Below are 24,117 nucleotides of genomic sequence, written 5' to 3'. Positions count from 1 at the left end.
CGTCAGCGCCGGCGGGGGCTGGCGCGCCGGGTCGGTACGGCCGTCGTCGGGTCGTCCGGCCACGGGTGTCGTGGGTAGCGGCCGCGCAGTTCGGCCCGGACCTGCGGGTAGCCCACCCGCCAGAAGGAGGCCAGGTCGGCGGTGACCGCGACCGGCCGGCCGGCCGGCGAGAGCAGGTGCAGCAGCACCGGTACCCGCCCGCCGGCGATGCGGGGCGCCTCCTGCCACCCGAACGTCTCCTGGAGCTTCACCGGCAGCACGGGTGCCGCCGGATCGGTGTAGTCGATCCGGATCCGCGAGCCGCTGGGCACGGTGAGCCGTTCCGGCGCCACCTCGTCCAGTCGCGCCGCCTGTGCCCAGGGCAGGAGCCGGCGTAGCGCGGCGGCGACGTCCGTGCGGGCCAGGTCGGCGCGGCGTCGGGCGGTGGCCAGCTCCGGGGCGAGCCAGACGGGGGCGGCGGAGAGCAGCGCGTCGTCACCGACGTCGGGCCAGTCGTCGCCGAGCGCGTGCCGGCAGAACGCCAACCGTTCCCGTAGCGCGCGGGCGGCCGGGGTCCACTCCAGCAATCCGAGGCCGGTGCGGCGCAGCCCGGTCAGCAGGGCCGCGCCGACCTCTGCCGGGTCGGGGCGACCGAGCGGCCGCTCGACCAGCTCGATCGCACCGAGTCGCACCACCTCCCGGGCCACCACGTCGGTGCCCGACCAGCCGACTTCCCGATCCGTGCGCAGCAGCGGCCCGGCCGCCTCCCGGGCGGTGGCCTCGTCGAGCGCGGCGGCGAGCCGGATCCTTGCGGCCGGCGCGCCGGGGGAGCGGTCGGCGACCGCCACCGCGAGCCACTCGGCGCCGGCCAGGCCCGACCCGGGTGCCAGCTCCCCGGCGGTGCCCCCGGTCATCAGGTACGAGGAACCGCCCGGCCGCCGGACCCGGGCCAGCCGCTCCGGGTGGGCCAGCCCGACCAGCAGCCCGGCGGCGAGGTCGTCGGGCAGCCGGTGTCCCCCGGTGCTCGTACCGGCGGCGGTGCGGTCGGTGTCCAGGAGGCCGCGCAAACGGCGCACCTCGGCGCGCCAGCGGGCGGTGGTGGCCGCGTCGGCGCCGGCGCGCAGCCGGCGCCAGACGGCGGCGAGGTCGTCGGCCGGGCCGGTGACGGTGTCCTCGGCGAGCATGGCGACCACCTCGGCCGCCCGGTCGGCGCCGACCCGGCCGGCGCCGTCGAGCAGGGCTCGGGCCAGCCGTGGATGGGCGCCGACCGCGGCGATGGCCCGGCCGCGTCCGGTGATCCGGCCGGTGGAGTCGATCGCGCCGAGAGTGGCGAGGGTGTCCCGGGCGACCGCCATCGCGGCCACCGGTGGCGGATCGGGCAGCGCCAGTCCGGTGCCGTCCGGCTGCCCCCAGGCCGCCAGGTCCAGCGCGAAGCCGGTGAGATCCGCCGTCTCTATCTCCGGCCCCGGCTGGGCGGGCAGCCGCTCGTGGGTCGCCTCGGACCAGCAGCGGTACACGTACCCGGGTGCCTCGCGGCCGGCCCGACCGGCTCGCTGGGTCGCGGCGGCCCGGGACACCGGCACGGTGACCAGCGCGCCCAGGCCACGGGCCAGGTCCAGCCGGGGCACCCGGGCGAGCCCCGCGTCCACCACCATCCGCACGCCGGGCACGGTGAGACTGCTCTCGGCGACCGAAGTGGCCAGCACCACGCGACGCCGGGTCGCCGCGACGGCGTCGGGCGGGCCCGATCGTGGACGCAGCGCGGCATCCTGCTCCGCGGAGCGCTGACGACCGTGCAGGGGAAGCAGGTCGACGGTGTCCCGCAGGTCGGTGAGCCGACCGGCGACGGCCGCGATCTCGCCCGCGCCGGGCAGGAAGACCAGCACGTCGCCGTCGTGCTCGCGTAACGCCCGCCGTACGGTCGCCGCAACGTGGTCGAGCAGAGCCCGGTCGACCGGGCCGGCCCCCGGCGCGGGCACCGGTCGGGGCGGAGGCGCCCAGATCCGGGTCACCGGGTGCAGCGCCGCGTCGGCCCGCACGATCGGGGCGGGTTCGTCGGAGCCGCCGAGCAGCGCGGCGAAGCGGTCCGCCTCCGGGGTGGCGGACATGGCCAGCAGCCACAGGTCGGGGCGGAGGGCGCCGCGCGCCTCCACGGCGAACGCGAGCGCGAGGTCGGCGTCGAGATGGCGTTCGTGACACTCGTCGAGCAGCACCGCCCCGACGCCGGGCAGGTCCGGATCGCGCAGCAGGCGACGTACCAGCAGTCCGGTGGTGACCACCTCGACGCGGGTGCGGGCACCGACGCGCCGGTCCCCGCGTACCGCGTACCCGATCCGGTCGCCGACCCGTTCGCCGAGCAGGTCCGCCATTCGGCGGGCCGCGGCTCGGGCGGCCACCCGGCGGGGCTGGGCGATCACCACGCGGCCGTCCACCTGGTCGGCGACGGCCAACGGCGCGAGCGTGGTCTTGCCGGTGCCCGGCGGGGCCACCAGGACCCCGGCGCCGCTCGTGCGCAGCGCCGCGACGACCGCCGGCAGCGTGGCACGCACCGGCAGGTCCAGGCGTACGTCGGAGAGCACGGCCCAGTCTCGCACCGGTGGCGGCGGCGGCCCGGCGCGGTACCGGCCGACGGTGGCGCAGCCAGGCATCCGCCGCCCGGCGGGCACACCGATGGCCGGGTCACCCGGACCCGGCCATCGGTGCCATCACCCCCTGGTGGATGCCAGTTAGTAGGTGCCGTCGAGCTGTCCGCGCAGCTTGGTCAGCGCCCGGGCCAGCAGACGGGAGACGTGCATCTGCGAGACTCCGATCTGCTCGGCGATCTGCGACTGGGTCAGGTTGCCGTAGAACCGCAGGGTGAGGATCTTCTGCTCACGCTCGTCGAGCGTGGCGAGGGCGGGGCCGAGGGCGACCCGCAGCTCGGCCAGCTCGAACTCGGCGTCCTCGCCGCCGAGCATGTCGCCCAGCTCGGTGGCGCGATCGCCGTCGCCGGTCGGGGTGGAGAGCGAGACCGCGTTGTAGGCGCGGGCGCCCTCCAGGCCCTCCAGAACCTCCTCCTCGGTGATCTTGAGGTGGGCGGCGATGTCGGCGACCGTCGGGGAGCGGCCCAAGGTCTGTAGCAGGGTGCTGTTGGCGTCGGAGATGGCCAGTCGCAGCTCCTGCAGGCGCCGGGGGACCCGGATGTCCCAGGTGCGGTCCCGGAAGTGTCGCTTGAGCTCGCCGATGATGGTGGGAATCGCGTAACCGGCGAAGTCGACACCACGGGACGGGTCGAACTTGTCGATCGCCTTGATCAGGCCGACGGCGGCGGTCTGCGCCAGGTCGTCCGTCGGCTCGCCCCGGCCGCTGTAGCGGTGGGCGAGGTGGTTGGCGAGCGGCAACCAGGCCTCGATCGCCCGGTCCCGCAGCGCGGGACGCGACGGATGGTCGGCGGGCAGCGCAGCCATCGTGTTGAGCAGGTCGGTGGCGCTGTCGGAGAGTGCCCGCGGGTCGAGCTTCGCCGCCGTGGTGGACGTGCTCGTCGTGTGCTCAATGGTCGCTGGCGCGGTCATGGGTGGTCCTCCCTGCACCTCGTCCGCGGATGGAGACGTGACGCTTCGTCTTGGCTTCGAATGGGCCGTTCGGTAGTCACACTAACCCGATGGTCCAGCGAAAATCTAGCCGAACGGCTGATGTACTTAAGCGACCAATGTCAAGAGAGCGGGATGATCCGGATGAATCAGGCGTCGGGTGTGAGGGCGATTATCGGCACGAAGCGGGCCGCCGACGGCAGCTGGACGTCCGGCCGGTGTGGGCCGGAAGACAGGAACCCCTCGGCCGAGCGGTCAACTTGAAAGCCGACATCCGGCCGTTACTGTCGGCATTCCGCCCTTGTCCCACGCACGGGACCGCCGTAGCGTCGGCTGGTAGTCGTCGGATGGAGGCGCCCGTGCTCGACCCTGCTGCTCCTCAGCTAGTCGTGAACAGTCGCTTCCTCCACGTGAGCTGGCTGCCTGCGGATCCGGACGCGGTCTCCGCGCTGGTGCCGCCCGGGCTGCGACCGCACCCGGACCGCCGCGTCTTCCTCGGCCAGTGCGTCGTCGACGACGAGAGCCAGACCTCCGGCCTCGGCGCGTACGACCTGACCTACCTGGGCGCGTCACTGGAGGGTGTGGACGCTCCCGGGGGCGCCACCCCGGGAGGCTGGTGGACGCACTACATCACCTCGGCCGAACGGGTGCTCGGCTACGTCCGCACGCGCGGCTTCCCCGCGTACCCCGGGCGCACCACCCTCCACGTGCGCGCCGACACCCTGGTCACCGAGACCGAGATGGACGGCGTGCCGGTGATCCGGACCCAGTGCCGGGTGGGGGAGACCGGGCACGTGATCAACAGTGGGCAGAGTCGCTACTTCACCCGGCGAGACGGCCAGTTGCTCAGCTCGATCTACCCGTACCTCGTCGAGCCGGTGTCGCATTTCGAGGTCGAATCGGTCGAGTTCCTGGAGCCGGAGCACCCGACCTACGCGCTGCGCCCGGCCAACCCGTTCACCATCGTCTTCGGCTTCTACTCGCCCCGGGTCGCCTTCGCCTACCCCGGTGGCGCGACCGATCATCCGGGAAAGGCGGGGTTGCCGGACGAGCAGGTCGGGGGTGCGCTCGCCGCCGACACTGCCCGGCGGCCGGCCAGCCGGGTTGTGAGCCGCCCGGTGCGCCGGTAACACCGAGCGGTCCCTAATCCGGCCCCTGATCCTTGGGCCACCTCGGGCCGGCCTCGTTCACCGCGTACCGCTCGACAGACCCGGTGCGGCGGTCAGCCGCCGGGTCGGCCTCCTGTGCCGGTCCGCCGTGTCCCGACCGGGTCGCGTCGGCCCGGTCGGTCGACCGAGTTCCGCGTCCTCCGCGGCCGGTCGCCGGACGTGTCGTGATTCGCCTGGCCGACCAGGTTTCCGCTGGCCCAGACGGGTAACCGTGATTCTGGGTCGGCGAGTTCGGCTGCGGCCGGGCACCACACCTGAGGATGTCGACCCCGATCTCACGGCAGGACCCCGCCGTGGGCTTCCCACGCCGGCCGGTACCCGGTGCCGTGGCCGGCCGACCTGATCGGCGCGAGACTTCCTGGAGGCCAGAGCATGCCCAGCGAGACGACGAGCCCCCTGACCGAGCACCGCGAGCAGGCGGTGGAGAGCGAGCGGGGCGCGCTGGTGGCGGTGTTGGTCATGGTGCTCCTCGGCCTGGCCGGCATCTTCGCCGTCTCCTGACCCGTACCACCCGCGTGACAAGTAGCACCCGCGTGACCCGTGAGTTCGCGCATGGCGGGGCCGCGAGCCCCGCCATGCGCGACAGAATTCAGGGACGCTCGCCCTGGCCGTCGGTGTGCGGCAGCCGCTGAGCGGGAACGACGCCGAGCCGACCGGCCTGGAAGTCCTCGAACGCCTGGATCAGTTCGTCGCGGGTGTTCATGACGAACGGCCCGTAGTGCGCGACGGGCTCCTGGATTGGCTGGCCACCCATCAGGTACAGGTCCAGCGCCGGGGTGTGCGAGTCCTGCTGCTCGTCCGCGGTGAACCGCAGCGCGTCGCCGGGGCCGTGCACCGCGAGCTGCCCGATCTGCAGCGGCCGCCGGTCCGTGCCGACCGTGCCGCGTCCGCTCAGCACGTAGGCGAGGGCGTTGAACTCCGGCCGCCAGGGGATGTCCACCTGCGCCCCGGGCTGGATGGTGACGTGGGCGATGGTGATCGGGGTGTAGGTGGAGCCCGGCCCGCGGTGACCGGCCACCTCGCCGGCGATCACCCGGATCAGCGCCCCGCCGTCCGGGGTGGTGAGCAGCGCCGCCTCCTTGCCCCGGATGTCCTGGTAGCGGGGCGGGTTCATCTTGGCCGCGCGAGGCAGGTTGACCCAGAGCTGGGTGCCGTGGAACAGGCCGCCGCTGACCACGAGGTGCTCCGGCGGAGCCTCGATGTGCAGCAGGCCACTGCCGGCGGTCATCCACTGGGTGTCGCCGTTGGTGATGGTGCCGCCGCCACCGTTCGAGTCCTGGTGGTCCATGATCCCGTCGATCATGTACGTCACGGTCTCGAAGCCCCGGTGCGGGTGCCAGGGAGTGCCCTTCGGCTCACCCGGGGCGTAGTCGACCTCACCCATCTGGTCGAGGTGGATGAACGGGTCGAGCTCGCTCAGCGGCACACCGGCGAAGGCCCGTCGCACCGGGAAGCCCTCCCCCTCGAAGCCGCTGGGGGCGGTGGTCAGCCGGCGTACCGGCCGGAAGGTGGTGGACTCGTCCAGCCGGGGCAGGCGGGGCAGGACGAGGACGTCGTCAACGGTGATCGCGGGCATCGGGCTCTCCTAGTTCTTGGCGTGGGTGGTCGAGGCGTCCCGGGCCGCCCGCAGGCGGTCACCGAGGCGCTCGAAGATCCGGGTGAGGCAGGCGACCTCGTCGTCGTCGAGGTCGTCCATCAGGTGGGTGCGCACCGAGACCAGGTGATGGGGGGCGGCCTCGCGCACGGTGAGCAGCCCGGTGGCGGTGAGCACCGCCTGGCTGCCCCGGCGGTCCCCCGGGCACGGCTCCCGGCTGACCAGCCCCCGTCGCTGCATGGAGGAGATCTGGTACGTCAGCCGGCTGGGTGAGAAGACGAGCCTGCTGGCCAGTTCGCCCATCCGCAGTCGCTGGCCGGGCGCCTCGGAGAGCAGCACCAGCACGTGGTAGTCGGCGAAGCTCAGGTCGCTGTCGGTGCGCAGGTCCTCCTCCAGCTGCGTGAACAGGCGCTGGCTGGACTCGATGTAGGCGCGCCAGGCGGCGAGTCGGCTGCTGTCCAGGCTCTCGGTCACGTCACCACAGTAGCACTATTTAAAAATTAAACAATCTTGCAGTTGGCTGTACCACTCGGTGGAGGAAGGCGGCCCTCGGCTAGGTCTTGCAGGTTTGAAGGAACTGTCCACGCCGGGCGTCGTCGTGGCATGGCAGACTTCCGGCGTGGCCCACATGCAGCTGACCGTCCCCGGCCTGGTGCTTCGCCCCTGGGTCGAGGCCGACGCACCGGCGGTTCAGGCGGCGCTGAGCGATCCGGACATCGCCCGGTGGAATCCGCAGGGCTGGCCGGTGGACGAGGAACGGACGCTGAACTGGCTGCGCCGCCGCGCGGACTGGTCGGCCGGAGACCACGCGTCGCTCGCGGTGGCCGACGCCACCGACGGCACGCTGCTCGGCTCGGTGTCGCTGTACGACATCCACGACGACGAAGCCGAGATCGGGTACTGGGTCGTCCCGTCGGCGCGCGGTCGCGGTGTCGCGTCGCGGGCCGTCACCCTGCTCACCCGCTGGGGTTTCGAACAACTCGGGCTGCACCGGATCGAGCTCTGCCACGCCACTGCCAACGCGGCCTCCTGCCGGGTCGCCGAGCGGGCCGGTTACCGCCTCGAGGGCACGCTGCGGGAGTCCTTCCGGTACGGCGACGGCCGTCGCCACGACGAGCACCTGCACGCCCGCCTGGCCACCGACCCGTGGCCGGCCGGATCGTCGGGGGAGTGACCGGGGCGACCGGCGCCGGTCGGCCCGTGGGCCGCTCGCGCGGACTAGGCTCATCGGGTGAACGACCTCGACCTGGCCGACTGGCGGGAACGGATCGCCCGGCTCTACCTCTCCGATCTCGACCTGGCCGGCTTCCGCGCGGAACGTGACCGTCTTTTCGCCGACCATCCGCAGAGCCCCATTCCGCCACAGGACCGGCCCAGCTTCACCGGAGTGCGCTACCACCCGCCGAACCCCTCGGCCATCGTGGAGGCGCCGCTGCGGCCAGCCGAGGGTGAGATCGAAATCGACACCGGCGGTCCGGACGGAGTGATCCGTTACCGGCGGGTCGCGGTCGCGGAGACGCCGTGGGGCCCGCTCACGCTCTGGTGGATCATGGCGTACGGCGGGGGCCTCTTCGTGCCGGTACGCGACGCCACCTGCGGCCGGGAGAGCTACGGCGGCGGTCGTTACCTGACCGACACGGTGAAGGGCACCTTCGGTCGGGGACTGACCATGCTGCCCGGCGACCGGGTCCGGCTGGACGCCAACTATCTCTACAACCCGTCTTGTGCCTACGACGACCGCTGGGCCTGTCCACTCGCCCCGCCGGAGAACCGCGTCGACGTGCCCATCCGGGCCGGAGAGCTTGCCTACTCCGGTCACGACGGTTCACACGGTGGCTAGGGTTCGGGCGGTTCAGGGCCGGTTTGCCCGGCCCCTCGTGGCCGGCTGACGGGTACCTCCCGCTTGCGTTCGATCCACGTGATGAACCGCTCGTACAGCGCGTTCCCGTCCGGCGGGCCGCCGGTGTCCAGCCGCCCGAGATCCTCCATGGCTGCCGCCAGCTGTTGCCCCATGTAGACCGCCAACCCGGCGAGGTTGCGCCGGTACTCGACGGCCAGGAGCAGCCGGGCGGGAGGGCACGGCCAATCCATGGCCGGGCACACGCGGCACACCCACAGCGGCCGCCGCGGCAGGTGCGGCCGGTGGGGGTCGAGTTGCGCCGGGTGGCGTTGTGATTCCGGCCGGGGTGGCATCACGTAGGGCCCGGCGTACAGGGAGCTTCCGTCGGTGAGTTCCATCTCTCCATGGTGCCGTTGACTATTGTCAGTGTCAACGGCCTGCGTAGTTGTCGCTGTCGTGACCGCTGCCCGCTGTCATCGTCAACCTATGGACCTGGTTGGCGTGGCGGAGATTCGGGAGATGTTGGGGAACGTCTCCCGGCAGCGTGCCTCCGTGATCGCCAATCAACGGAACTTCCCCGAGCCGGTAGCCGTGCTAGCCATGGGCAAGGTGTGGCGGAAGTCCGACGTCGAGGCGTGGATACGCGAGCACCGGCCGGACCTGGCGGACCGATAGTCAGGGTGCCCGCTGCGGACCCTGGCGGCTCTGACCGAACCGCGCGGACCCTGGTACGAGAGCGAGTGTGCGCTTTCGTACCAGGGTCCGGCGTTTTTCCCGCCTTGTCAGCGCAACTTCGGCTTCGGCTCCGCCGCGGAGAGATCGAGCCGGCCGAGCAACTGCCGTGCCTGGTCGGCCAGGTTCGCGTCGACGATGACGGCGTACTGGCCTGCCCGTAGGGAGCTGGCCGAGGTGAAATCGCGCTGCCCGCCGGTCATCGCGTGCGCCACCGCGCCGAAGATGGCGCCCCAGATCGCGCCGACCACGAGCCCGACCACGATCACGCCGAGCCAGTTGCCGACCGTGAAGATGCCGAAGAGCAGACCGATGAAGAGCCCGAACCAGGCGCCGGTACCGGCGCCGATCAGGGCGGCGCGTCCGGTGTCCATCCGGCCGAGAACCGTCTCCACCAGGGTGAGATTCGTACCGACGATGGCCGTGTGCTCCACCGGGAACCGGTTGTCCGCCAGGTAGTCCACCACCCGCTGTGCGGACGGGTAGTCCGGATACGAACCGACCGTCACGGTCGGCGGTCCGGTCTCCGGACCCTGCCCGTCGCCGGGCGTCGTCGTCCGGCCCGCCGGCCCGGACGGAAGCAGGCCACCGCCGGGCAGGGCGGACCGCCAGCCGGAGGTCGGTCCCGAAGCACTGGTCATGAGTTCCTCCCTCGTAGGACTCCCCATTTCCCGCCCCGGTCGCCCGGTAACGCCGCACCCGTCCGGGAGCGCCGAGCCGCGGCCCGTCCGGTCGCATCGGCCCCGTCCCGGGAGCGCCGAGCCGCAGTCCGTCCGGTCGCGCCGGCCCCGTCCGGGAGCACGGAGCGGCAACATCCGGCAAGCGTCGCCGAGCGGTGACGGCGCGCCCGGCGGGCGACGGCGGCGCGCTGCCGGCTCCACTCGATGAGAATGGGCGGATGCGTCTGGTCATCACCGCGGACACCCACGTGCCGAAGCGGGCCCGGGACCTGCCCGAGCCGCTCTGGACCGCCATCGAGGCGGCCGACGTGGTGCTGCACGCGGGTGACTGGGTCGACGAATCGCTGCTGGACGCGGTGCAGGCCCGGTCCCGCCGGCTGATCGGCGTCCACGGCAACAACGACGGGCCGGCACTTCGGGCCCGGCTGCCCGAGATCGCCCGGGTGGAACTCGACGGATTGCGGGTCGCCGTCGTGCACGAGACCGGGCCGCGTACCCGCCGCGAGGAGCGCTGCGCTGCCCGCTTCCCCGACACGGACCTGCTGGTCTTCGGGCATTCCCACATTCCGTGGGACACCGTCGCCCCGGGCGGGCTGCGGCTGCTCAACCCCGGTTCGCCGACCGACCGGCGGGCCCAGCCCTACGCCACCTACCTGTCCGCCCGGGTGGCGGCGGGGCGGCTGGACCGGGTCGAACTGCACCGCCTCCCGCCGCGCTGAGTCGACCCGGCCCGGTGGGCCACGGCGCCGGCTCGCCTCGGGTCCAACGCCGCCGGCGGGCTCGCCGGGCTCACTGGCCGCGGCCGGTCTCCTCCTGGAGTTCGTCGATCCGCTTGGACGCCTCCGCCTTGGTCAGCCCGTCGGGCACCTCGGCGTCCGCCTCACGGGCGAGCGTGGCCAGGTAGGACTCCTGGGCCGCGGTGGGCGGCTCCGCTCCGGTCACCCACTCGTCCGGGTCCTTGATCGCACCCTGCGGGTTGGCCTCGTCACCCCTGCGGTCTGTCATGATCCCCACCTTTCGTCGAACAGGTGTACCAATACCCCGGCTGCCGCCCGTTCATGCGCCGGCAGCACCGCTCGGCCGCGCTCAGCCGGTCGCGCCACTGACCGAGGGCTCGGCGGCGCGGTCCGGCGCCGACCCGTCGGTACGCTCACCGGCCCGGTCCAGCAGTCGCATGACCGGGGTGGCGGCGATGCCGTGCACCAGCACCGAGACGACCACCACCAGCCCGACGGTGGCCCAGACCAGGTCGGCGCCCGCGAAGTCGGCCTTCGTGGTCGCGTACGCGACGTAGTAGAACGAGCCGACCCCGCGGATGCCGAAGGACGCGATCACCCAGTGCTCGGCGGGCCGTCCCGGTGCTCCGCGCAACGACAGCCAGCCGGCCAGCGGCCGGAGTACGAAGACCAGCGCCAAGCCGACCACGGCGGCCGGGACGGTGAGCGGGGCGAGCAGTCCACCCACGACCGCGCCGCCGAAGAGCAGCAGCAACAGCACGGTCAGCAGCCGTTCGACCTGCTCGGCGAAGTCGTGCAGCACGGCGTGGTACTCGTGGGTCCGTTCGGCGGCCCGGATCGCCCGGGCGGCCACGAAGACGGCCAGGAAGCCGTACCCCCCGACCACCTCCACGAGCCCGTACGCGAGGAACGTGGCGGCCAGGGCGAGGAAGCCCTCGGCGTGCCGGGCCAGCCGCAACTGCCGCGGGGCGTGGAAGAAGAGCTTGCCCAGCAGCCAGCCGACGAGCAGTCCACCGCCGACACCGATGCCGACCTTCCACAGCACGTCGACCGTGAACCACCGGGCCAGCCAGTCCCCGGGGGCGAGGCCGGTGCCCGCGACGGCTATCGCCGCGTACACGAACGGGAAGGCCAACCCGTCGTTCAGCCCGGCCTCCGAGGTGAGGGCGAACCGGACCTCGTCCTCCGAGTCCTCCGCGTCGGTGGGCTCGCCGACCTGGACGTCCGAGGCGAGAACCGGGTCGGTGGGCGCGAGCGCGCTGCCCAGCAGCAGTGCGGTCGCCGGCACCAGGCCGGCCCACCACCAGCCGAGCAGGGCCACCGCCGCGATGCAGAACGGCATCGCGACCGCCAGCAGCCGCCAGGTGGACGACCACCCCGACCAGCTCAACGGCCTGTCGATCTTGAGCCCGGCGCCCATCAGGGCGACGATCACCCCGATCTCGGTGAGGTGCGTGGCGACCTCGGGATGCGCCAGCGGGTCCGGCACCGGCAGCCCGGTGGGCAGCAGGAACACCGCCATGCCGAGGCCGAGGAAGGCGATCGGCATGGACAGTGGGCGGCGCTCCAGCAACCGAGGGAGGATGCCGGCGAGCAGGGCGCCGAGCCCCACGACGGCGAAGGCCACGTCCACCGGTTCCACCGCACCACCTCCGACCGCGCCCGCGAGGCGCGGGCAGGTGGTGACAGACCTTGCCCCGACGGCGCTCCGGCTATGCCTCCGTGCCGGCGCAGAACCGGGCGCGGTTCACTTCCACCGGGTCAGCGGTGAGTCGTCGAGCGTTGCCAACAGGGCGGCCGGATCGTCGTAGACCGCCACCGCGCCGGCGCCGGCCAGCTCGCCCCGGCTGGTCCCACCGCAGGTTAGACCGACGCACGGGATGTCCAGCTTGCCGGCGGCGGCGACGTCCCACACCGAGTCGCCGACGAAGACCACCCGCTCGGCGGGCAGGCCGGACTGGTCCAGCGCGGCGACCAGGATGTCCGGGGCCGGCTTGCTCTGCTTCGCGTCCGCCGACGAGGTGACCGCCGCGACGACGTCGTCCGCGTCCAGCGCCCGGCGCAACGCGGCGACCTCGTGCTCGGCGGCCGACGTGGCGAGCACCACCCGCAACCCTCGTTCGGCGCACGCCCGCAGCAGGTCCGCCGCCTTCGGCAGCGGCGTGAGCCGCTCCCAGTACTCGGCGTAGAGGGTGTCGTGCGCGTCGCGCAGCCGCCCGTCGGCGTCGCGGTCCCGCTCGGGGCCGAGCAGGTGGTCGAGCAGCTTGTCCGAGCCCATTCCGATCGCGCGGTGCACGGTGGCCATCGGCACCGGCTGGTCGTGCTGGCGTAGCGCCTCCCACCAGCTCACCGTGTGCAGGTAGGTGGTGTCGACCAGGGTGCCGTCGACGTCGAAGAGGACGCCGGCGGGGTTGTCGGTAGGCATGGCCGTCCTCCTACCCGCCACGGGCGGGGCTGACGCGCGGGCGCGTGCGGTTCACTCGGCGGGAAGCAGGAGCTCGAACCAGACCGTCGAGCCGCGCACCGTCGGGTCGGTGCCCCAGGCGTCACTCAGCTCCTCGATCAGCCCGAGCCCCCGCCCCCGACTGCTCAACGTGTCGGTCCGCGTTCGGGTGACCGCCCCGCGGGTGCCCGAGTCGGCGACCGAGACCAGCAGCCGCTCAGCGCTGAGGTCGATCTCCACCCGGGCGGCTGTGCCGGCGTGCAGCAGCGCGTTCGTGGTCAGCTCGCTGGTGCAGAGCACCGCCGCGCCGATCACCGACTCCGGCACCCGCCACTCGCCCAGCTGCGCGGTGAGCCAGCGCCGGACCCGGCCCGGGGCGGTCGGCTCCGCGGGCACCTCGATGCTCGCCGACCGGCTGGGCTTCAACGCGTGCTCCACCGCGAGGACGGCGACGTCGTCCTCGGTGGCCCCGGCAACCGCCGCGCTGGCGACCGCGCAGAGCGCCCGCGGGTCGCCGCTGCCCGCCCCGGCCACCGCCTCGGCGAGCGCGGAAAGACCGGCGCTCAGACTCTGCCGCCGCCGCTCCACCACACCGTCGCTGAACAGCAGCAGCGTGTCGCCGGGGGCGAACCGGACGGTGGCCACGGCCGGCCGGGCGCCGAGCCCGAGCGGCGCGCCGGCGGGCAGGTCGACGTACTCGGCCTGCGGCTGGTCGTCCGGGGCGCACCGCCGGATCAGCGGGGCCGGGTGCCCGGCGCTGGCCAGGGCCAACTCCTGCCGGTCGGCGTCGATCACCCCGAAGACCACGGTGACGAAGAGTTCGGGCGTGCCGGCCTCGGCGGCCAGGCTGGCTACGAGCCGGTCCAGCCCGGCGAGGACGGCGTCCGGACGCGGATCGCTCAGCGCCAACGCGCGCAGCGCCGCGCGTACCTGCCCCATCCGGGCGGCGGCCCGCACGTCGTGTCCGGCCACGTCGCCGAGAACGACCCCGAGCCGGCCGGTGGGCAGCAGGAAGGCGTCGTAGAAGTCCCCACCGGCGGCGTTGCCGTCCACCCCGGGGTCGTAGCGGGCAGCGATGCGCAGCCGGGGGAGGTCCGGCAGGTGCTCCGGCAGCATGCTGCGTTGCAGCAGCTGGGCGGTGCCGTGTTGGGTCTCGAACCGCCGGGCCCGTTCGGCCGCCTGCCCGATGAGCTCCGCCGACGCGGCCAGCAGCGCGCGTTCCGCGGCGGACCAGACGCGCGCGGCCTGGTGGCCCACGGAGAGCCCACCGCGTACGACCGACGCGCGCAGCGGCATCGCGGCGAGTGAGACGATCTTCTGGTCGTGACGGTCGGCCGCGGACTCCCGCAGCGGCTGGCCCGTGCCGATGATGAGCGGGTTACCCGACCGGGCCGCCTGCACCAGCGGATCCGGCCAGTCGGCGGCGGTGCGGCGCCACAGCGGCGGGAGCCGTTCGTCGGCCTCGTCGATCAGCTCGCCCCGGATCCGGCGGACCATCCGCCAGCCGCCGCCCCCCTCGTCAACGGCGAAGGCGACGCGATCGGCGTCGAACGTCGTGAGCGCGTAGCGCAGGCTGACCCGGGCGACGTCGTCCAGGGTGAGGGTGCCGGCCAGCGCGGCGGCGACCTCACCGAGGCTCTGCAACTGTCGGGTGACGTGAGTGGTCTCGGCCGCCACGGCGAGCACTCCGACGATGCGTCCGCTGTTGTCCCGCACCGGGGAGTAGCCACAGGTGAAGACCGCCTGCTCGACCACGCCGCCGCCGTTGCGGACCAGCGGGAGAGTGCTCTCCTGCTCCAGGAACGTCCCGCCGTCGCGGTAGATGCGCTCCAGCACGTTCCCGACACCCGGCAGATGCCACAGCTCGTTGAACACCTCGCCGGCGGGGCGCCCCACAGCCGTCGGGTGGTTCGCACCGATGAGCTCGGCGTAGCCGTCGTTGTAGATCAGGAGGAGGTCCTCGCCGCAGGCGAGAGCCATCGGCACCGGCGAAGCGAGGATGAGGTCGACGACCGCCCGTACCGCCGGGTCCCAGGAGTGGCGTGGGCCCAGTGACGTGCCGGCCCAGTCGTGGCCCAAGACGGCGGCCGCCGCCTCGGTCCGGGCGGATGACCCGGAGAGCGGCGCCGGCGGCGTGGGGATTCGCCCGACCGTTCCTGGCATGCCCGCAGCCTAGCCCGAGGAGCGGCTCGCTGTTTCCGATCATGTTCGGTGCGTCGCGGCGCGTGCCACCGGCAGTCCTCGCGCCGACGACGGCCGGCGTCGGCCGCGACGCGCCGTGGAACGACAGTTCGGGCTGCTCAGCGCCGATCGGCGCCCGACGCGCGCCGGGACCAGCAGTCGCGCCCGGGCGGGTCCGGGGCCATCCCGGGAGGACGTCGGGGTCGGCTCAGGCCACGTCGAGGGCGCGGGCCAGCGCGTGGACCGCGAGCAGCCGGATCGGCAGCCAGTCCGGATCGGACCAGTCGATCGGGCCGCCCGTCGGCTGCCCGCCGTGCTGCGACGCGGCCGCGAGGACGCCCTCCGCGTACCCGGCGAGCGCGGCCAGGGTCAGCGGACGGAGTGCGGTGTCGAGACTGTCGCGTACGGCGGCGGCGTGCTGATCGAGCAGAGCCTGCAGGCCGGGGCGCTGGGCCCCGGCGGCGAGCCCGTCGCCGACCGAGACGGCGAGAGCGGCGAGGGTGGACCGTGCCGAGTCGACCTCACTGGCAGCGACCCGGTTGAACGGCACACGCATGGGGAACGACGTTAACCGAACTCGCTTCCCGGTCGGCCTCCACCTCCCGCACGGTGTGTGGTCAGCCACCGGTCGGCGCCCGAGCACCCCGTCGGCGAGCGAGCGGAACCGCCCCGGCGGGCACGGCAGGAGTACGGAGGCGCGATGGCGCAGCAGGACGGGCCCGACGAGCGGCACCGACGGCCGGCGGACGTCAGCGACGACACCGTGGCGGCACTGGGCAAGCTGAGCGAGGCGTTGGAGTGCGTGGAACGGGCCCGCGGTCACCTCTACTCGCTGCACCAGCTGATCGGGCACGCCGACCTGATGCTCGACGACGCGGTGGAGATGTTCCGCGACGCCGGGCACCCGGAGATCGCCGAACGGATCCGCACCCGGCTGCTGGGGCGCAACGTGATAGCCGGACGCTGGACGTTCCAGATCGTCGAGGACTTCGACGACGGCTACTACGCGCTCTTCCGCGAGCTGGACCGGTACGCCCGCGAGCAGCTGGTCGGCGGTCGGCGCCACCTCTACGAGGCGGAGATGAAGGAGCGGCGGCGTACCCGTGGCCTACCCGGGCACGAGGCGCGCCCGAGCGACGGCGGCTAGTCGCCCGTGCTGGCGTCGGCCGGGCGCCGGCGGGCGTCGTCGGCGATGAGCACCGTGGCCACCATCAGTGCGACGCAGAGGCTGAACAGCCACGAATCGTCGGAGACGAGCCAAGCGGAGACGGGTGCCTGGAGCGCGGCCAGCAGGAAGCCGAGCCAGGCCAGGCGGCGTTGACGCGTGGTGAGGATGCCGGAGCCTTGTCGCATCCCGAAAGTCTTACGCGGTAAGTCGGGATCGCCGTCCCCCGTTCGGCCGATTCTGTATGAGCTGTCCGTTTTTCGGACCGTCCGGGCGTCCCGTCCTGTCGTACGGGGGACCCGGGCCGAACCGCCGGCCGGCCGGGGCGGAGGATGTGCCTCCGTGTCCGCCCCCAACGCGCGCCCCCGAGCCGCCCTGCTCCTGTTGGCGTACCTCGCCTTCGTCAGCCTCGGCCTACCGGACGGCCTGATCGGCGTCGGGTGGCCGTCGATCTCGAACGACTTCGGCGTGCCCACCGAAGCGGTCGGCCTGGTGCTCACCGCCAGCACGGCCGGCTACCTGATCTCCAGCGTGCTGGCCGGATTCACCCTGGCCCGGCTCGGCGTGGGCTGGTTGCTGGCGGGCAGCACGATGCTGGCGGCCCTGGCGTTGACGGGCTACACGGTGAGCCCCGTCCTGGCCGTGGTGATCGGGGCCGCGGTGGTGCTCGGGCTCGGCTCCGGCGCGATCGACTCCGGACTCAACGCGTACGCCGCCGGCGCGTTCGGACCCCGGCACATGAACTGGATGCACGCGTTCTTCGGACTCGGCGTGGCCATCGGTCCGCTGATCATGACGGGCGCGCTCGGCGCCGGGCTCAGCTGGCGCTGGGGGTACGGGATCGTGGCCGCCGCGCAGCTCGCCCTGGCCACCGCGTTCGCGTTGAGCGTCCGGGCCTGGCGGCAGCGGACCCCCGCGCCCGTACCGGACCCGCCGGCCGAGCCGGTCGCGGCGGTGGGCGACGCGGTGTCCGGGCCGGTCGGATCGGTCGGGGTGGTGGCGGAGGCGGCCGCGCCGACCGCCGTCCGGCCCGTCCCGGTACGGGAGACGCTGCGCCTGCCCGCGGTCTGGCTCGGCGCGCTCGCCTTCGCCGTGTACGTGGCGATCGAGGTGGCTACCGGACTCTGGGCGTTCCTGCTGCTCACCGAGGGGCGGGGACTGACCGACGCGGCCGCGGGGCTCTGCGTGTCGGCCTACTGGGGGAGCCTCTTCGTGGGCCGGGTGGTGCAGGGCGTGGTGGCCGAGCGGCTCGGCGCGGGCCGGGTGCTGCGTACCAGCCTGGTCGGCATGGCCGGCGGCGCCGTGCTGATCGCCGTGCCCGCGCCTGCCTGGCTGGCGGTGGCCGGGCTGGTGGTGGTCGGCTTCTCCGCCGCTCCGGTCTTCCCGCTGCTCACCCTCACCACCGCCGAGCGGGTCGGCGCGGCCCACGCGGACCGCACCATCGGATTGCAGATCGGCACGTCCGCGCTGGGCGCCTCCCTGGTCCCGGCCGGGATCGGTGTGCTCATGTCGCACACCTCGATCCAGGCGCTCGGGTCGGCGCTGCTCGCGCTCGCCGTGGCGCTGATCGTCCTGCACGCGGCCGCGTCCCGCCGGCCCGCCCGCCTCACCGGCTGAGCCGGCCGCCGGAGGGTGACCGGGTCAGCCGACCGGGCCGCGCCCTCCCCGCCGGGCACCCGACCCCGGGCCCGGCCAGCACCACCGCGGCCCGGCCCGTCGGAAGGTCAGAGAGTGTCCGGGCCGGTACGTCCGGTCGCCGACGGGCGGTAAGCCCGCTCCGGGTCGGTCGGTTCCCGACCGGCCCCGGCGGCCTGGCCGTCCCGGTCCGCCGCCTCCGGCCCGTGACCGAACGCCGCCTCCTCGCCTGCGTCGTTGCCGGTGACGTCGTCGGCCTGCCCATCGATCGTGGAACTCGCGACGGCCCGCTCCAGTTCCTCCAGGGGAGTCCGTTCCTCGTCCCGCCACACCTTGTTCTTGTTCGCCATGTTCTCGCGGTACCCCGGCGCGGTGGTCGCAAACGGCGCAGGCCGCGCGGACGAGCGACGGCCGCCGGTGAGACCGGCGGCCGTCGGGCGTTCGTCATCCGGGGGTGGGGGTCACGGCTGGGGGCGGTCCACCTTGCCGCGCCAGGCGCCGGTCTGCTGGCCACGCCGCTCGATGTACTGCTTGAACCGCTCCAGATCGCCCTTCGCGCGCCGATCGACGACCCCCATCTTGTCGCCGGCCTGCTCCACCATGCCGTGCGGCTCGAACTCGAGCTGGAGGGTCACTCGCGTGTTGTCCGCGTCCAGCCGGTGGAAGGTCACCACACCGGCCTGCTGCGCGCCGTTCGTGGAACGCCAGGCGACCCGCTCGTCGGGGAGCTGCTCGGTGATCTCGGCGTCGAACTCGCGCTTCACTCCGGCGATCTCGACGGTCCAGTGGGTCATCGTGTCCGACAGTTGCCGAACCTCCTCCACCCCCTCCATGAAGTGCGGGAACTCCTCGAACTGGGTCCACTGGTCGTACGCGGTTCGCACCGGGACGGAAACGTCCACATGCTCGGTAACGCCACTCATCAGGCATCCTCCTCAGGTCGCCGGAGCCGGTCGGGATGGTGTCCCGCACCGGTCACCAGCGCGTCGTCTCGTTCTTGTTGCCGAGCGCGGCCCAGACCTCGGAGATCGTCTGGTACCGGGTGCCGTCGGGCAGCGTCTGCAACGCGGCGACGATGTCGTCCGGCGCCCCGTTGTCGCGGGCGTTCGCGACCAGCGCCTCCCGGTCGCCGGGCAGCGCGCTCATCGTGATGAACCGTCCGAGCCGGCTGCGCCGCTCGACGTCCTGCGAACTCATCCCCTTCGGGGCTCCGGTCCGCAGCTCGCCGGCGGGCGCCGTCGTCGCCTCCGGCTGGTCCTCGCCCGCGGGCTCCGGCACCCGGGACTCGTCGACCCGGGAGCCGCCGGTCCCCGGCCCCTGTACGAGGCCGCTGACCTCCTGGCTCATCTGTTCGTCGACCCTCGGTCCGTGCTTGCTGTTGCCACGCTCCATGCCTTCTGCGCTACCCGACGGCACCGGCGTCAAACCGGCAAGCGGTCACGAAGCGACCGGTGCCTTCGGCGGCAGCACCGGTTCCTCGGGTGTCTCCTCGCCCGCCTGCATCCGCCGGCCACGCTGCAACTCGGCGTTGATCTGCACACCGAGCATCAGCGCCGAGTTCGACAGGTAGAGCCAGACCAGGAAGGCGATGACGGCGCCCAGACTGCCGTACGTGGCGTCGTACGAGCCGAAGTTCGCCACGTACAGGCCGAAGCCGAAGGAGGCCACGGCCCACGCCGCCAACGCCACCGCACCGCCGGGAGTGAGCCAGCGGAACCGGGGCTGGCGCACGTTCGGGGCGATCCAGAACAGCAGCGACAGCAGCGCCATCATGATGAGGGCGAGCACGGGCCACCGGCCCACGCTCCACACCGTCCGGGCCAGTCCGCCCGCGCCGATCAGGTCACCGACGCCGTCGGCGACCGGGCCGCTGACGATGAGACCCGTGGCCACGGTCGCGAGCAGCACCAGCGAGATCCCCGCCAGCCCGATCTGCAACGGGCGCAGCTTCCAGAACGGCCGTCCCTCCGGCACCCCGTAGATCGCGTTCGAGGCGCGGGTGAAGGCGCCGATGAACCCGGACGCGGACCACAGCGCGCCGAGCAGACCGAAGCTCAGCAGCGCCTTCGCCGAACTCTCCTGCTCGACCACCTTCCGGACCACACCGACGAAGCCCTCGTTCGCCACCACCGAGCCGGCACCCACCTGGCGGGCCAACTCCAGCACGGTGTCCACGGTCCGTTCGCCGTCGGACACCAGACCGACGAGGGCGACCACCACGATGGCGGACGGGAACAGCGCCAGCACGCCGTAGTAGGTGAGGGCGGCGGCCCAGTCGGAGCAGTTGTCCCGTACGAAGTTCCGCCCGCTGCGGACCAGCACGCCGTACCAGGTCCGCCAGCTCAGCTGCCGTACCCGCCGGGGTAGGCGCAGGCCGGATCCCGCCGTGGTCGGGGAGCCGTGCTCCGTCGTCGTCATGTCCCGCTCCCTGCCCGCGGCGTCAGGGACGACCCCTTGTCGATGTATCCGGTACGGAGTGGGGCCATTCCGCCTTTCCACACGCGCTCCGGTACCCGGGTCCGAATGTCGGCAAACGGCACGGCTCCCGGTGGTGGGCGGCGGTTTGCGCGACCGGCTCGGGGGGAACGGTCAAATGCAGAACAAGTCGACCCATCGACGCGGAGGAGGACGAGATGCCCGGGCGCGAGGTACTGCCCAGCACACTGCGACGCTCCCCGGCGAAGGCCCAGCGCACCTGGGAGAAGACGCACGACTCGGCGGTGGAGACGTACGGCGAAGGGGAGCGGGCGCACCGCACCGCCTTCGCCGCGGTGAAGAACGAGTACGAGAAGGTAGGCGATCACTGGGAGTCCAAGGGCCGCAAGGGTCCGAGCGACCGGCAGGCGGCCGGCGGCGGCCCCGAGCGCCGCGCGCCCACCGCGGGCGGCGTGGACGCGAACGCGACCAAGGACCACCTGATGACGGTCGCCCGCAAGCTGGACGTGCCGGGCCGGTCGCGGATGAACAAGCCGGAGCTGGTCAAGGCGATCCAGAAGGCCAACAACCAGAAGACGACCAGGGCTCGAGGCCGCTGATAGGCAGGTGTGCGGGGTGGCCGTCCGATCGGGACGGCCACCCCCGCGTACGTCACCAGTGGCCGCCGCCCGGCGCCTCGATGTGTACGGCCTTCATGACGCTGAGCTCGTCGAGGAGTTCCGGCCCGTACCCGAACCCCTGGCCGCTGGCCCGGCGCGGATGCGCGGCGCCGCCGGGTGCGCCGCCGAAGACCGAGTTGACCTTCACGGTCCCGACGGGCAGCTCGCGCCAGGCCCGGTGGGCGTGACTCATCGATCCGGTGAGCACCGTCGCGGCCAGCCCGTACGGCGAGTCGGCCGCGCAACGCAGCGCCTCGGTGAACGAATCGACCACCACGACCGGGGCGACCGGCCCGAACGTCTCGTCCCGCACCAGCGGCATGTCGTGGCGGCAGTCGGTCACCACGGTGGCCGGGTAGAACGCTCCCGGCCCGTCGGGCAGCGTGCCGCCGGTGAGGACCCGCGCGCCCTGGGCCACCGCCGCGGTGACCTGCCCGTGCACGTGGTCGCGGTGCCGCCGGTCCACCAGTGGGCCGAGTTCGGTGGCCGGATCCCGCCCCGGTCCCATCCGCAACCCGGCGGCGCGGTCGACGAGCGCGGCCACGAAGTCCTCGGCCACGTCCCGATGGGCGTAGATCCGCTCTACCGCGACGCAGATCTGGCCGGCGTTGGCGAACGAGCCGAGAGCGGCCTCCCGGGCCGCCCACACCGGATCGACCCCGGCGTCCACGATCAACGGATCACTGCCGCCGTTCTCCAGCAGCACCTTGGCGCCGGTGCGGGCGGCGGCCGCGGCGATCGCCCGACCGGTCGCGGTGGAGCCGACGTGCGCCACCACGTCCACCGGCTGCGCGGCGAGCGCCGCCCCGGTCTCCGCGCCGCCGGTGAGCAGTGAGAGGACCCCCGCCGGCAGGGCTTCGTCCAGGGCCTTCGCCAGCAACCAGCCGGTGGCCGGCGTACGCTCGCTCGGCTTGTAGAGCACCACGTTGCCGGTGACCAGCGCCGCGCCGAGCAGGCCGCAGGAGACCGCCACCGGATCGTTCCACGGGGTGATCGCGGCGACCACACCGTGCGGCTGCGGCATCATGAAGTCGATCGCGTGGTGGCCGCCGTGGAGGGTACGTCCGCCACGTACCGGGGCGAGCTCCGCGTACTGTCGCAGCGTGCCGATTCCCGCCTCGACGCCGCCGCGCGCGTCCGCCAACGGCTTGCCCATCTCGGCGGTGACCGCCGCCGCGAGATCGTCGGTGATCGCCTCGACCGCGTCCGCGGCCCGGTGCAGCGCCGCCGCCCGTTCCGCCGGTGGGGTCGACGCCCACTCCGACTCGATCTCACGGGCCGCGTCCACCGCCTTGCCGACCACGTCCGCCGTCGCGACCGGCGCCGAGCTGACCGGCGAGCCGTCGGCCGGGTCGTTCACGACCAGTTCGCCCTCCTCGCCGCCGGCGCCCCAGACCCCACCTATCAGCTGCGCAACCGTGTACATGCGGCGCTGGATGCCCCGGCCCCGCCGAGGCAAACGCGTTTCGCCCGGTTGCGGGCGGGGTAGGCGGGTCCGATGACTCCCACCGGGGCCGAGAGCGCGGACGCCGTCGTCGTCGGGGCCGGCCACAACGGCCTCGTGGCCGCCAACATGCTGGCGGACGCCGGCTGGGAAGTGGTGGTGCTGGAGGCGAACGGCACGCCCGGTGGGGCGGTTCGTTCGGGCGAGGTGACGGCGCCCGGCTACCTCAGCGACCTCTACAGCTCGTTCTATCCCCTCGGTTACGCGTCGCCGGTGATGCGCCGCCTGGACCTGGACCGGTACGGCCTCACCTGGCGGCACGCCCCGGACGTGCTGGCGCATCTGCTGCCCGACGGCCGGGCCGCGGTGCTCAACCGGGACCCCGACGTCACCGCCGCCTCGCTGGACGCGTTCGCGTCCGGCGACGGCGCGAGGTGGTTGACCGCGTACGGCGACTGGATCGACGTCGCCGAGCCGATGATGGAGACGATCACGACCCCGTTCCCTCCGGTGCGCGGGGGGCTCGCTCTGCTCCGCCAGATGCGGGTCTCCGGCGCGCTGCGGCTCGCTCGACGTCTGGTCGTGCCGATCCGCAAGCTCACCGACGAGTTGTTCGACGGATCGGGTGGGCGGGCGCTGCTGGCGGGCTGTTCCCTGCACACCGACCTGTCACCGGAGGAGGCCGGCTCGGGGGTCTACGGCTGGCTGCTCGCCATGCTCGGCCAGCAGGTCGGCTGGCCGGTGCCCGAGGGGGGCTCGCAGAAGATCACCGATGCGCTGGTGGCCCGGTTGACCGAACGTGGCGGGCGGATCCTCTACGGCGCACGGGTGGACCGGGTGCTGACCGCGCGTGGCCGGGCGATGGGGGTGCGTACGGCCGGCGGTGCGCTGTGGCGGGCCCGGCGTGCGGTGCTCGCCGACGTGCCCGCCCCGGCGCTCTACCTCGACCTGGTCGGCGCGGCGGCGCTGCCGCCCCGGCTGGTGGAGGACCTGTCGCACTTCCGCTGGGACGGCTCCACCCTGAAGGTGGACTGGGCGCTCTCCGCGCCGTTGCCGTGGAGCAACCCGGCGGTGGCCACCGCCGGCACCGTGCACCTGGGAGCGGACCTGGACGGCTTGACCAGCTACTCGGCGGAGCTGGCCCGCAGGGAGTTGCCGCGGCGGCCGTTCCTGCTGGTCGGTCAGATGAGCGTGGCTGATCCCAGTCACTCGCCGCCGGGCACCGAGTCGGTGTGGTCGTACACCCATCTGCCGTTCCGCCGGAACTGGCGGGCGGAGGAGATCAGCGGGCACGTCGAGCGGATGGAGCAGGTGCTGGAGGAGGCCGCGCCCGGTTTCCGGAGCTTGATCGTCGGCCGGCACGTGGCCGGCCCGGTCGAGCTGGAGAAGGGCGACGCGAACCTGGTCGGCGGGGCGGTGGGCGGCGGCACGTCGGCCGCGTACCAGCAGCTGTTCCTGCGCCCGATCCCCGGCCTCGGCCGCGCGGACACCCCGGTCGACCGGTTGTTCCTGGCCAGCGCCTCGGCGCACCCCGGCGGTGGGGTGCACGGTGCTCCCGGGGCGAACGCCGCCCGGGCCGCCCTGGCCCGCGACCGCGCGCTCACCGGCGCCCTGTACGCGTCCGCCATCGGCACGGCCCAACGCGTGATCTACAGCTGACCGCCCGCCCCCGACGATGGCCCGGGGCGATGGCGGGGCGGCGGTGCGTGCGGTGGGTGGGTGCGGCGGCGCCGATCGGGACGAGGATGCGGCGCGCCGGCCAGCGTGGAGACCGTGCTTGCCCAACACTCACGGAACGTGACCGCATCGATGCCCGATGGCACACCACCTTGCTGCCTTTGCTCTGCACCCCGA

At 73.3% G+C, this 24,117-nt stretch carries 27 protein-coding genes; 10 read left to right on the top strand and 17 right to left on the bottom strand.

Annotation, left to right across the window (positions count from 1 at the left end; translation table 11 throughout):
- Positions 1-2 precede the first annotated feature (2 nt).
- Positions 3-2,558: an ATP-dependent helicase HrpB gene (gene hrpB / locus AB0F98_RS00215; RefSeq protein ID WP_357728947.1), complete on the bottom strand. Its 2,556-nt coding sequence runs from the start codon at positions 2,556-2,558 to the stop codon at positions 3-5.
- 147 nt (positions 2,559-2,705) lie between these two features.
- Entirely contained in the window at positions 2,706-3,530 is an 825-nt protein-coding gene (locus AB0F98_RS00210; protein WP_357726224.1) for a SigB/SigF/SigG family RNA polymerase sigma factor, read from the bottom strand.
- A 428-nt stretch (positions 3,531-3,958) separates the two neighbouring features.
- Here AB0F98_RS00210 and AB0F98_RS00205 point away from each other — a divergent pair, with 428 nt between their 5' ends.
- Together AB0F98_RS00205 and AB0F98_RS00200 are read left to right on the top strand one after the other, a co-directional pair.
- Positions 3,959-4,678: a hypothetical protein gene (locus AB0F98_RS00205; protein WP_357726221.1), complete on the top strand. Its 720-nt coding sequence runs from the start codon at positions 3,959-3,961 to the stop codon at positions 4,676-4,678.
- Between the two features lie 411 nt (positions 4,679-5,089).
- On the top strand, positions 5,090-5,218 hold the full coding sequence (locus tag AB0F98_RS00200) for a hypothetical protein (RefSeq protein WP_281251426.1): 129 nt from the start codon (positions 5,090-5,092) through the stop codon (positions 5,216-5,218).
- Between the two features lie 88 nt (positions 5,219-5,306).
- Here the strand turns inward: AB0F98_RS00200 and AB0F98_RS00195 are convergent, their stop codons facing one another.
- Entirely contained in the window at positions 5,307-6,293 is a 987-nt protein-coding gene (locus AB0F98_RS00195; protein ID WP_357726216.1) for a pirin family protein, read from the bottom strand.
- Between the two features lie 9 nt (positions 6,294-6,302).
- Positions 6,303-6,785, bottom strand: coding sequence for a MarR family transcriptional regulator (locus AB0F98_RS00190; protein WP_357726213.1), 483 nt, complete (start codon positions 6,783-6,785; stop codon positions 6,303-6,305).
- Positions 6,786-6,939: 154 nt separating this feature from the next.
- Here AB0F98_RS00190 and AB0F98_RS00185 point away from each other — a divergent pair, with 154 nt between their 5' ends.
- Positions 6,940-7,485, top strand: a complete 546-nt coding sequence (locus AB0F98_RS00185) for a GNAT family N-acetyltransferase (RefSeq protein ID WP_357728944.1) — start codon at positions 6,940-6,942, stop codon at positions 7,483-7,485.
- Positions 7,486-7,542: 57 nt separating this feature from the next.
- Positions 7,543-8,151, top strand: a complete 609-nt coding sequence (locus AB0F98_RS00180; protein ID WP_357726210.1) for a DUF1684 domain-containing protein — start codon at positions 7,543-7,545, stop codon at positions 8,149-8,151.
- On the opposite strand, the gene AB0F98_RS00175 is transcribed toward AB0F98_RS00180, so the two are convergent.
- Positions 8,148-8,504, bottom strand: coding sequence for a hypothetical protein (locus AB0F98_RS00175; RefSeq protein WP_357728941.1), 357 nt, complete (start codon positions 8,502-8,504; stop codon positions 8,148-8,150). The genes AB0F98_RS00180 and AB0F98_RS00175 overlap by 4 nt on opposite strands.
- A 133-nt stretch (positions 8,505-8,637) precedes the next feature.
- Here AB0F98_RS00175 and AB0F98_RS00170 point away from each other — a divergent pair, with 133 nt between their 5' ends.
- A complete protein-coding gene (locus AB0F98_RS00170; RefSeq protein WP_355146146.1) occupies positions 8,638-8,826 on the top strand; it encodes a hypothetical protein in 189 nt (62 codons plus the stop codon).
- Between the two features lie 107 nt (positions 8,827-8,933).
- Here AB0F98_RS00170 and AB0F98_RS00165 read toward each other — a convergent pair whose 3' ends face one another.
- A complete protein-coding gene (locus tag AB0F98_RS00165) occupies positions 8,934-9,524 on the bottom strand; it encodes a general stress protein (RefSeq protein WP_357726207.1) in 591 nt (196 codons plus the stop codon).
- 257 nt (positions 9,525-9,781) lie between these two features.
- Between AB0F98_RS00165 and AB0F98_RS00160 the strand changes: the two genes are divergently transcribed.
- A complete protein-coding gene (locus AB0F98_RS00160) occupies positions 9,782-10,282 on the top strand; it encodes a metallophosphoesterase (RefSeq protein WP_357726204.1) in 501 nt (166 codons plus the stop codon).
- A 70-nt stretch (positions 10,283-10,352) separates the two neighbouring features.
- Here the strand turns inward: AB0F98_RS00160 and AB0F98_RS00155 are convergent, their stop codons facing one another.
- The 5 genes from AB0F98_RS00155 to AB0F98_RS00135 form a co-directional block, all read right to left on the bottom strand.
- Entirely contained in the window at positions 10,353-10,568 is a 216-nt protein-coding gene (locus AB0F98_RS00155; RefSeq protein WP_357726201.1) for a DUF3072 domain-containing protein, read from the bottom strand.
- A gap of 81 nt (positions 10,569-10,649) precedes the next feature.
- Complete coding sequence (locus AB0F98_RS00150) at positions 10,650-11,942, bottom strand: cation:proton antiporter (protein WP_357726198.1); 1,293 nt, start codon at positions 11,940-11,942, stop codon at positions 10,650-10,652.
- Between the two features lie 105 nt (positions 11,943-12,047).
- The gene (locus AB0F98_RS00145; RefSeq protein ID WP_357726195.1) at positions 12,048-12,725 is read right to left on the bottom strand and encodes an HAD family hydrolase; all 678 of its coding nucleotides are present in this window, start codon (positions 12,723-12,725) and stop codon (positions 12,048-12,050) included.
- Between the two features lie 51 nt (positions 12,726-12,776).
- Entirely contained in the window at positions 12,777-14,906 is a 2,130-nt protein-coding gene (locus tag AB0F98_RS00140) for a SpoIIE family protein phosphatase (protein WP_357726191.1), read from the bottom strand.
- A gap of 226 nt (positions 14,907-15,132) precedes the next feature.
- Positions 15,133-15,480, bottom strand: coding sequence for a DUF6401 family natural product biosynthesis protein (locus tag AB0F98_RS00135; RefSeq protein WP_357726188.1), 348 nt, complete (start codon positions 15,478-15,480; stop codon positions 15,133-15,135).
- A 144-nt stretch (positions 15,481-15,624) separates the two neighbouring features.
- Between AB0F98_RS00135 and AB0F98_RS00130 the strand changes: the two genes are divergently transcribed.
- Positions 15,625-16,071: a hypothetical protein gene (locus tag AB0F98_RS00130; RefSeq protein WP_357726185.1), complete on the top strand. Its 447-nt coding sequence runs from the start codon at positions 15,625-15,627 to the stop codon at positions 16,069-16,071.
- Here AB0F98_RS00130 and AB0F98_RS00125 read toward each other — a convergent pair.
- Positions 16,068-16,277 (bottom strand): hypothetical protein, encoded by a 210-nt coding sequence (locus tag AB0F98_RS00125; RefSeq protein ID WP_357726182.1) that lies wholly within the window; start codon positions 16,275-16,277, stop codon positions 16,068-16,070. The two genes, AB0F98_RS00130 and AB0F98_RS00125, sit on opposite strands and share 4 nt — an antisense overlap.
- A gap of 154 nt (positions 16,278-16,431) precedes the next feature.
- On the opposite strand from AB0F98_RS00125, the gene AB0F98_RS00120 reads away from it, so the two are divergent.
- Positions 16,432-17,706: an MFS transporter gene (locus tag AB0F98_RS00120; protein ID WP_357726179.1), complete on the top strand. Its 1,275-nt coding sequence runs from the start codon at positions 16,432-16,434 to the stop codon at positions 17,704-17,706.
- 107 nt (positions 17,707-17,813) lie between these two features.
- On the opposite strand, the gene AB0F98_RS00115 is transcribed toward AB0F98_RS00120, so the two are convergent.
- The 4 genes from AB0F98_RS00115 to AB0F98_RS00100 form a co-directional block, all read right to left on the bottom strand.
- A complete protein-coding gene (locus tag AB0F98_RS00115; protein ID WP_357726176.1) occupies positions 17,814-18,074 on the bottom strand; it encodes a hypothetical protein in 261 nt (86 codons plus the stop codon).
- Positions 18,075-18,185: 111 nt separating this feature from the next.
- Entirely contained in the window at positions 18,186-18,647 is a 462-nt protein-coding gene (locus AB0F98_RS00110) for an SRPBCC family protein (RefSeq protein ID WP_357726173.1), read from the bottom strand.
- 52 nt (positions 18,648-18,699) lie between these two features.
- Positions 18,700-19,116: a DUF2795 domain-containing protein gene (locus tag AB0F98_RS00105; protein ID WP_357726170.1), complete on the bottom strand. Its 417-nt coding sequence runs from the start codon at positions 19,114-19,116 to the stop codon at positions 18,700-18,702.
- Positions 19,117-19,161: 45 nt separating this feature from the next.
- A complete protein-coding gene (locus tag AB0F98_RS00100; protein WP_357726167.1) occupies positions 19,162-20,142 on the bottom strand; it encodes a YihY/virulence factor BrkB family protein in 981 nt (326 codons plus the stop codon).
- A 215-nt stretch (positions 20,143-20,357) separates the two neighbouring features.
- On the opposite strand from AB0F98_RS00100, the gene AB0F98_RS00095 reads away from it, so the two are divergent.
- Positions 20,358-20,759: a ChaB family protein gene (locus tag AB0F98_RS00095; protein ID WP_357726164.1), complete on the top strand. Its 402-nt coding sequence runs from the start codon at positions 20,358-20,360 to the stop codon at positions 20,757-20,759.
- 52 nt (positions 20,760-20,811) lie between these two features.
- Here the strand turns inward: AB0F98_RS00095 and AB0F98_RS00090 are convergent, their stop codons facing one another.
- A complete protein-coding gene (locus AB0F98_RS00090; protein ID WP_357726161.1) occupies positions 20,812-22,245 on the bottom strand; it encodes an aldehyde dehydrogenase family protein in 1,434 nt (477 codons plus the stop codon).
- Positions 22,246-22,317: 72 nt separating this feature from the next.
- Here AB0F98_RS00090 and AB0F98_RS00085 point away from each other — a divergent pair, with 72 nt between their 5' ends.
- Entirely contained in the window at positions 22,318-23,922 is a 1,605-nt protein-coding gene (locus AB0F98_RS00085; protein WP_357726158.1) for an NAD(P)/FAD-dependent oxidoreductase, read from the top strand.
- Positions 23,923-24,117 lie beyond the last annotated feature (195 nt).

This window comes from Micromonospora sp. NPDC023737, from assembly GCF_040639715.1.
GTDB lineage: Bacteria > Actinomycetota > Actinomycetes > Mycobacteriales > Micromonosporaceae > Micromonospora.
This window is presented reverse-complemented; position numbering and strand designations above follow the sequence as displayed.